Source organism: Acinetobacter sp. EKM10A (assembly GCF_011075215.1).
Classification (GTDB): Bacteria; Pseudomonadota; Gammaproteobacteria; order Pseudomonadales; family Moraxellaceae; genus Acinetobacter; species Acinetobacter baumannii.
In genome coordinates this window covers 1-7,189 of record NZ_JAALLK010000031.1, presented here as the reverse complement: position 1 = coordinate 7,189, position 7,189 = coordinate 1, and the positions used below count along the sequence as shown (strand labels likewise).

Here is a 7,189-nt window from a genome sequence, read left to right as displayed (position 1 = left end):
GGCCAAGCTATTACATTGATATTTTTGACAATGCTTATTGGTTAAAATATTACGAAATAGCTTAATCCTTCTAGATTCGCATAAGAGTTTCTATGTTAAATAGGACTAAAAATATACTCTAATTTTAGAGTTTTCTTTTAGGTATGATGTAAAAACATACAAGCCTAAGAGTTTAATTTAAAGGTTAAGAATTGAATAAATTAGTAAATATTTTTATGGCTTTAGGAGTTTGCCTTTCAATGGAAACATTTGCAGAACCTGTTTTTTCTAATGATTTATTAGCGAAAGCAGAAAGTGGAGATACTTCTGCCCAGTTAGAATTAGCTGAGATTTATCTATATGGTCATGGTGTTGATTCAGATGAAAATCAAGCTGAAATTTGGGCTATTAAATCAGCTGAAAATGGAAATGTAGCAGCAATGTTTTGGTTAGCTGATGGATATGTTACCTATGCTAGATTAATAGAGGATGATGACAAAAACGATTCTTTAGAACATTTCCAAAAAGCTTTTAAGTGGTTTCAGAAAGCTTCAGAAAATGGTCATTCTGAATCAATGGTTGAGTTAGCTGACCTATATACTCGCGCAGATAGCGGAATAGAAGTTAATATTAAGAAAGCTTTAGAACTTCGTGAAAAGGCTGCAAAGTTAGGTAATAAGAAAGCAATGCGAAGTCTTTCCGCTATGTATCGTGATGGTATAGGCATTCCTAAAAATACTGATTTAGCTCAAAGTTGGTGGGATAAGTCTGAAAATTAATTTTAGTAAAAGTTAAGGATTTTTTAAGAGTCTAATAAATGAATAGTGTTCATGAAATTATAGAAAAAATACATAATGAATGGGAGATTGAACCTAAGAAAGCTATTCAGAGAGGTAGGGAATGTCCCTTTCCTTTGCAGTGTTCATTAAACCTAAAAAGCAAAATTTACCCACAAATACCCCAAGTACTTTTACCAAAAGTATTAGAGGATTTTTATACAGTATCTAATGGTGCAGATCTATTTAAAGATCAAGAATACGGACAATGGGGCTTAAAATTATATTCTATTGAGGAAGTAATTTTTGCTTCAAAAATTTATAAAAGTAATCGTAATAATGACGCTCTTCAAAGTGACTTAATTATTGGAGAATTCTATGGAGATTCAGACTTATTGTTAGTTCGATGTGATCCTAATAGTGATGATTACGGCTCTATTTTTGTTGTCTTACCTATAGATCAAAGACAAGATTGGTACATTGTTGCTAATACTTTTCAAGAATTCATTAGTAAATTTTATGAAACTCAGGGTGATAAATTCTGGGAACCTTAAAATTATATGGCCGATATAAGCTCTATTTAACTTATGTTCACCTAAAATTTATTTAATTATCACAAAAATAGTATCATTTTTTGAATTTCATATAACGCACATTATGTTAAATGGAATGTTTATGAGAAATTAATAGTCTATTTTTGTTTGAGATTGAAGTATATTTAAAAAAGTTAAGTTGTTTTTTTAAATGCATAACTTCATCTTTTAGTTTTTTGATTTGTTGCTCTCTTTCGTCCTGTATAGGGTAAGTAAGTTCACCAAATTTTCTAACTAACTGACTGTATTCAATCAATTTATTGTAGTCAAGTTCGAAATCTCCGCTTTTTATATATTTAAGTATAGTCGAGCGAGGTTTTTTATACGCTATAGCAGCATCACTGATCGAAAATTTTTTTAAAAAATGATGATTTTTACCTAGCATACTATTTCACTTAAGGCATTATTAATTTCGTATATATATGTTAATAAAATTAACACATACAAGATATAAATCTTTAATCATTATTGGTTAATAATCGAACGTTTACTTTACACATGCCCTACTCTGATAATTTTTCTATTATTAAATCAATATGCTTTTAAAAATTTATATTATTAACATAATACACCTTATACGAAATGCGTTATAATTATCTATAGAAATCAATGCTGTAGTTTCTAGTTTATAGCCCATCTTCCCCAAGGTGGGTTTTTTTTATGATTTTACACGTTCCACGCTTATTTATTGAGCAATGTTCCACGGTTTTATTTAGCCTAAGTTAACCATATGGAAGAAAAAAACGACTCCAGAAGCCACGCTTTTTAGGCTCTGGTTCAACATGCTCTGGAACAGGAATGCGCTTATTCTCTGGAGTAGTCAATCCGTCATCTTTAGGTGGAACAACTATCACCTGCTCCTTCATTTCTACAATGGGAGCTGATTGAGGGAGTTCGGGTTCACTAGGCTCTTGGATCTCAGGTTTAGGTGCTTCCAGTAGACGTTGCATTGTCTCAATTTGATTTTGATAAAAGGATTCACGCTCTTTTGCATCATCAAGCTGATTTTGCAGCATGTTTATCTGTTGTCTAAGTAGTAAAACTTCTGTCGATATTGGACTGTCTATTTTTACAGATTCTTTTACATCCTGTTTTTTTGAAGGTTCACCAAAAACACGGATAGCCTCGGCTAGATCAATTTTATTATCAGAATTTTTACTTAAAATTCCTTTCTTTATGTTGTTGTAAATCGTTTGTCTATTGATATTGTAAAGCTTAGAAAGCTCAAGAACTGTAAGGCTTTTCATGTTGTAAATCTATGTCTAAACCTGTCAAAAGTTGTTGTCTATTAGACTGCCTAATAGACAAATGATCAAGCATAAATTTTAGGCAGCTTGATAGCCAACTTTTTGAAGATAAGGAAATAATTCTTGGAATTTTTGATAATCTTGGAGCATTTCTGCAATGCGTATAGCAAATTGTTGGAAACTTTCGGTGCCTTCTGAATATTGCCCCATCTCAGGTAATTCAGAAAGTTTGTTGGCAAAGAGATGACGTTGTTTATCACTCATTTTGGTGAAAAGGGCTAATGTATCCGTTCCCTTAATTACTTTGTCAGAGTTGGTTTTTTTCTGCTTAAAACTGAAAGAAAAACCGGAAATTGAACGTCCTTTTTTATGTTGTTCATATTTAGCCTTTACATCGGTTAACTCATTTACTTGCTTGAGGGCAAAATCTAAAACATACGTTTTAAAATTACTCATTGTTTTGTATTGATGAGCTTCGACACCAAGTTGTTGTCTAAAGATCGATAGATCAAAAATTGGCGTTTTACCAGCAGATCTCCATTGAATTAATAACTCGTATAACCGAATAGCATAAGAGCTAGTTAATCTCGAAACCTGCTCCAATTCATATTTAGTAAAGTTTTCTTCCAGTCGAGTTATGAGTGGAACAATGTCTTGCGTGAAACGTAGGAAAACGATCCCGGATTGAGGTTCATATCCAATTTTATCGACCCAACGACAGTGAAAGCTACGATCCTTACCAGTCTTAGGATTAATGTCATGATACGTGACATAGCGATCAAACAAGCTTTTAGATGCATCCCTAAGCACGGTATAAGCAGTGTGTTTCTCGACATTAAAGGTATTGATATAACTACTTGCATGTACTTCTAAAAGGCTATTTTCAGTTATCCCGTGCCCTGTTTCCCGAGCTTCAGCAATGGCTAATAGGATCAGCCTTTGTTCAACTGTATCTAGGGTATAGCTAGCTTGAATTAAAGCATTATCCTTTACGATTAATTCACTCATTTCTAATAATAAATTTATAATTAAACTAGGTTGTACAATAGACTATTTTAATTGAATTGTAAATCGACTTAATTTGGGGTCGATAAACCTAGTTTTAAGGTCGATAAACCTAGTTTTATGGGTCGATAAACCTAGTTTTATGGGTCGATAAACCTAGTTTTATGGGTCGATAAACCTAGGTTTATTAACTCTAAAACTATTATGAATAAAGGGTTACAGCTTACTTAAAAGCATTTAAAAGATTAAAAATAATTAAAAGCCTAGGTAAAGAAAAATTGCCCTTGGTTTTCGCTTCGCTCAAACTCTATTGAACTTCGCTTTCGCTCAGTTCGTCGGGGCAATTTTTTGGTTAATACTTACGTGATTTTAAGAAAAAGCAAAAACAACTCGGAATTCGCTTCGCTCATAAAACTTTTTTACTCGCTACGCTCGGTCTAGGAACAAATTTCTGCATAAAACTTACGCTTTCTTAGGCTAAAAAGCCCCAAAAACTGTTTTTCAGGAAGGCTGAGAGGCAAATTTTATAAGTTCGCTCGTAGACACTCGCTCTATGAATCTATCTAGAATCAAAATCCCTCTTTATTTCGCGCTCATTTGCGTTTTTTGAGCTGTTTTCTGTTTTTCACTATAAGACCTATGTTTTTTACTTAAAGGCTCTTAAATCGCATTTGAATGCTTTCTGTGAAAATTTCCATAATTAAAATTTTAGTTTGAAATTTTTAATTTGGATGAACGGACAAAAAATGATTTTTTTACGTTTTTCTAAACCAAGAAATAAATACTTTTTTCTATATAAAACCAAGCACCAGTCCTACGTCACTTTAGCCAATTTTCTAATCAAGGATCCGGCACATGCCGGGATTTTTTTGTCACACACCACGCATCTAAAGATGATAACCCTCAAACCTTTGCTAGATATGGTTTTTATAGGTTTTTTTATCATATAGAAACTGTTTCAAAAAAATGGATAAAAACTAATATAACTAGTTGTTTTTAAATAAAAAATAAACTTTTATTGAGTTTTTCAAAAAATATCCAATTTTTTGATTTAAAGTATTGAAATATAATGTAAAAACAACTTTCAAACCAACTTTCAGAATATATCTTAAAATTAAGGTTAATTTATTGAAATTATGAAAAAAATTGATGAAAGTTTAGATTTTTAAGTTTCAGAATTGTGTACAAAATTAATGGACTTTTTTATGCTAAAAATTTGATTTATATGATTATTGTTCTGTACATGGTGTTGTACAAAAATAAATACTATTTTGGGTCTAAGTGAATGAAAATTATAAAAAATAATATGTACACATGGATTATACAATAATGTACAAATTTTAGCGGCTAAATTAGGTATAAAGTATTGAAATTTATTAAAAATAAATATGTACAATCCAAGGTTACTTCTTATGTCAACAGAATTAGTCAATTCAGCCAATATCATCTCTTTTCCTAAGCCATGTGCCTTCTGTGAATCAACGGAACATGTACAACTTTTTGCTGGGCTGATGCTTTGCAGGAGTTGTCAGGAAAACATCAAAATTACCAATCCTGATCTGTTTGCTACCAATGATCAGATTCAACAAAAAGCCCAGGATTAACCTGGGCTTCGTATAAGGTGTATTATGTTAATTTTAGGAAATTTAAACATTTACCTTATAATTTAACTGTAGTTCATCCGCATTTTCCCCTCTAATGCCCCAGTTTTCTTTAGGGGTTTCAAATATAGTTATCTCAACATCATTTGAATCAATACCGCATAGATTGTTTATATTTTCGAATAGAGTCTTAATAAATGCTTTTTTAGTCTCTTTTGTTCGTCCATCGAACAATGAATATTAATTGCAAAATAAATTTGTGCTCACCTTTTCTCAGATAAAGATTCTTTACTTTTTTTCTATAAGAAACAATTAAATAGCTTACTACTTCTAAATTTTATACCAATTAGAAAAAATTCACTGTTAATTAAAACTTAACAAAATCCTAAACTTGCAAAATAATCTAAATATCAGTTACTTAATGATCAGAAAAATATTATTATTATTGTATTATTAATGTTTAATATTTGTGGTTTGTATGTTCTGGATTCTTATAGCAGTTCTAGTTTTGATTGGTATACTATTAATTATTTCTATGGTGAAGGAATATCTTAAAAATCCTTTCAGATAAATGACTCCATTTTAATCCATTTAACATAATGGTGCTTATGCGAAATCAATCTGAATTACTTTAATTAAATCAAATGTTTACATATTTTACATAACCCTAAAAAACACTCAAAAGCCAACTTAGAAACAAGTCGACTGCTTTTTAAGCATTTTTGTCACTTTTAGCCAATAAAATTGTTTAAAAAATAATCAAAAATAGCAATACCATAGAGTTTGTAAGCCTTTTTTACCCAAAAGAATCCACAATTTCTGCGGATAACCATTGGGATAAATTTTGATTATTTTTTGTACGTTTTGGCTTACAGCGTTTCACGAAATTGTCTGTATCTATCCCCCGATGAAGCTCTTATGATCGATCTATATGGACAGGATGTTCAATGACTTAAAACAACAATAATAATCAGTCAGACACCATGACCATCAGGTAGTCAGCCCTACCTATGCGCTCCATACCGAAAAATCCCGACATGACGTCGGGATTTTTTATTGCCATTTGCAAAGTCATTCAATCAGATTTAATATATAGACTGTAATCTATATTGTGATTGTAATATGTGGACAGTCATTACAACGGATCTGTTTAATGAATGGCTTGAACAGCAAGATGAAGCAACACAAGAGAAAGTCTTAGCTGCATTGGTTGTTCTACAACAGCAAGGGCCTAGTTTAGGTCGTCCTTTAGTAGATACCGTCTACGATTCTAAATTTACCAATATGAAGGAACTACGTGTTCAGCATCGTGGTAAACCGTTAAGGGCATTTTTTGCATTCGATCCCCTAAGACAAGCGATTGTGCTGTGTATTGGTGATAAGAGTAATAAAAAGCGTTTTTATACAGAGATGCTAGCAATTGCAGATGAGCAATACGCACTTCATCTCTCAACTTTAGGAGATCAATCTAATGGCTAAGAGCTTACAAGAATTATTGGCTAGTCGCTCTCCAGAGAGTCAAGCTCGTATTCAAAAAATGGCTGATGAATTACTTTTAGAAAGTCAGCTTCACCTTATCCGAGAAGAGTTAGAAATTTCCCAGAAAGAACTAGCTGCAACCCTTGGAATTAAACAGCCGTCATTATCAGCAATCGAAAATCGTGGTCATGATCTTAAAATTTCAACGATGAAAAAGTATGTTGAAGCAATGGGTGGAAAACTTCGTATTGATGTAGAGCTTCCAACAGGAAAACACATAGGGTTCAATGTCTAATAATAAACCTTTGAAAAATAGTACTAAATTACTTGTTAACTTAGACAAATTTATATTTTTAGTCAATGCTGCCGATAGCCTAGAAGAAATTGAAATTATTAGAGATTTATGCTGTGAATATTTTTCACATTGTAAGAGGCCAAGCTATTACATTGATATTTTTGACAATGCTTATTGGTTAAAATATTACGAAATAGCTTAATCCTTCTAGATT

10 protein-coding genes and 1 pseudogene are annotated in these 7,189 nt (G+C 31.8%); 7 read left to right on the top strand and 4 right to left on the bottom strand.

The genetic code is table 11. From position 1 onward, the window contains the following. The first annotated feature begins 239 nt into the window (after positions 1–239). Together G9371_RS18820 and G9371_RS18815 are read left to right on the top strand one after the other, a co-directional pair. The gene (locus G9371_RS18820; protein ID WP_000447195.1) at positions 240–758 is read left to right on the top strand and encodes a tetratricopeptide repeat protein; all 519 of its coding nucleotides are present in this window, start codon (positions 240–242) and stop codon (positions 756–758) included. A 38-nt stretch (positions 759–796) separates the two neighbouring features. Continuing rightward, entirely contained in the window at positions 797–1,309 is a 513-nt protein-coding gene (locus G9371_RS18815) for an SMI1/KNR4 family protein (RefSeq protein WP_001089574.1), read from the top strand. Between the two features lie 106 nt (positions 1,310–1,415). On the opposite strand, the gene G9371_RS18810 is transcribed toward G9371_RS18815, so the two are convergent. From G9371_RS18810 to repM, 3 genes are all read right to left on the bottom strand, one after another. Next, positions 1,416–1,733: a hypothetical protein gene (locus G9371_RS18810; RefSeq protein ID WP_000900860.1), complete on the bottom strand. Its 318-nt coding sequence runs from the start codon at positions 1,731–1,733 to the stop codon at positions 1,416–1,418. 337 nt (positions 1,734–2,070) lie between these two features. Then, entirely contained in the window at positions 2,071–2,595 is a 525-nt protein-coding gene (locus G9371_RS18805; RefSeq protein WP_005127114.1) for a plasmid replication DNA-binding protein, read from the bottom strand. A gap of 78 nt (positions 2,596–2,673) precedes the next feature. Next, the gene (gene repM / locus G9371_RS18800; protein ID WP_005133531.1) at positions 2,674–3,603 is read right to left on the bottom strand and encodes a replication initiation protein RepM; all 930 of its coding nucleotides are present in this window, start codon (positions 3,601–3,603) and stop codon (positions 2,674–2,676) included. Between the two features lie 728 nt (positions 3,604–4,331). Here repM and G9371_RS19400 point away from each other — a divergent pair. Both G9371_RS19400 and G9371_RS18795 read left to right on the top strand, forming a co-directional pair. Continuing rightward, a complete protein-coding gene (locus tag G9371_RS19400) occupies positions 4,332–4,550 on the top strand; it encodes a hypothetical protein (RefSeq protein WP_029424581.1) in 219 nt (72 codons plus the stop codon). A 462-nt stretch (positions 4,551–5,012) separates the two neighbouring features. Beyond that, positions 5,013–5,204, top strand: a complete 192-nt coding sequence (locus G9371_RS18795) for a hypothetical protein (protein WP_000102616.1) — start codon at positions 5,013–5,015, stop codon at positions 5,202–5,204. 42 nt (positions 5,205–5,246) lie between these two features. On the opposite strand, the pseudogene G9371_RS18790 reads toward G9371_RS18795, so the two are convergent. Then, positions 5,247–5,438, bottom strand: a pseudogene (locus G9371_RS18790) (tautomerase family protein); the annotation flags it as partial. 885 nt (positions 5,439–6,323) lie between these two features. Between G9371_RS18790 and G9371_RS18785 the strand changes: the two are divergent. Genes G9371_RS18785 through G9371_RS18775 form a run of 3 tightly spaced genes read left to right on the top strand, consistent with a single transcriptional unit; the run spans position 6,324 to position 7,177 of the window. Next, a complete protein-coding gene (locus G9371_RS18785; protein WP_000269904.1) occupies positions 6,324–6,680 on the top strand; it encodes a type II toxin-antitoxin system RelE/ParE family toxin in 357 nt (118 codons plus the stop codon). Further along, positions 6,673–6,975 carry a helix-turn-helix domain-containing protein gene (locus tag G9371_RS18780; RefSeq protein WP_001129974.1) on the top strand — a complete coding sequence of 101 codons (303 nt, stop codon included), beginning with the start codon at positions 6,673–6,675 and terminating at the stop codon, positions 6,973–6,975. The genes G9371_RS18785 and G9371_RS18780 overlap by 8 nt, the downstream gene beginning before the upstream one ends. After that, positions 6,968–7,177 (top strand): hypothetical protein, encoded by a 210-nt coding sequence (locus G9371_RS18775; protein WP_000069475.1) that lies wholly within the window; start codon positions 6,968–6,970, stop codon positions 7,175–7,177. The genes G9371_RS18780 and G9371_RS18775 overlap by 8 nt, the downstream gene beginning before the upstream one ends. Positions 7,178–7,189 lie beyond the last annotated feature (12 nt).

Bases quoted from the DNA above. Each gene is read 5' to 3' on its own strand.
- G9371_RS19400 (WP_029424581.1), top strand. From the start codon at position 4,332: ATGAACGGACAAAAAATGATTTTTTTACGTTTTTCTAAACCAAGAAAT.
- G9371_RS18815 (WP_001089574.1), top strand. From the start codon at position 797: ATGAATAGTGTTCATGAAATTATAGAAAAAATACATAATGAATGGGAG.
- G9371_RS18810 (WP_000900860.1), bottom strand. From the start codon at position 1,733: ATGCTAGGTAAAAATCATCATTTTTTAAAAAAATTTTCGATCAGTGAT.
- G9371_RS18780 (WP_001129974.1), top strand. From the start codon at position 6,673: ATGGCTAAGAGCTTACAAGAATTATTGGCTAGTCGCTCTCCAGAGAGT.
- G9371_RS18775 (WP_000069475.1), top strand. From the start codon at position 6,968: ATGTCTAATAATAAACCTTTGAAAAATAGTACTAAATTACTTGTTAAC.
- G9371_RS18805 (WP_005127114.1), bottom strand. From the start codon at position 2,595: ATGAAAAGCCTTACAGTTCTTGAGCTTTCTAAGCTTTACAATATCAAT.
- repM (WP_005133531.1), bottom strand. From the start codon at position 3,603: ATGAGTGAATTAATCGTAAAGGATAATGCTTTAATTCAAGCTAGCTAT.
- G9371_RS18785 (WP_000269904.1), top strand. From the start codon at position 6,324: ATGTGGACAGTCATTACAACGGATCTGTTTAATGAATGGCTTGAACAG.
- G9371_RS18795 (WP_000102616.1), top strand. From the start codon at position 5,013: ATGTCAACAGAATTAGTCAATTCAGCCAATATCATCTCTTTTCCTAAG.
- G9371_RS18820 (WP_000447195.1), top strand. From the start codon at position 240: ATGGAAACATTTGCAGAACCTGTTTTTTCTAATGATTTATTAGCGAAA.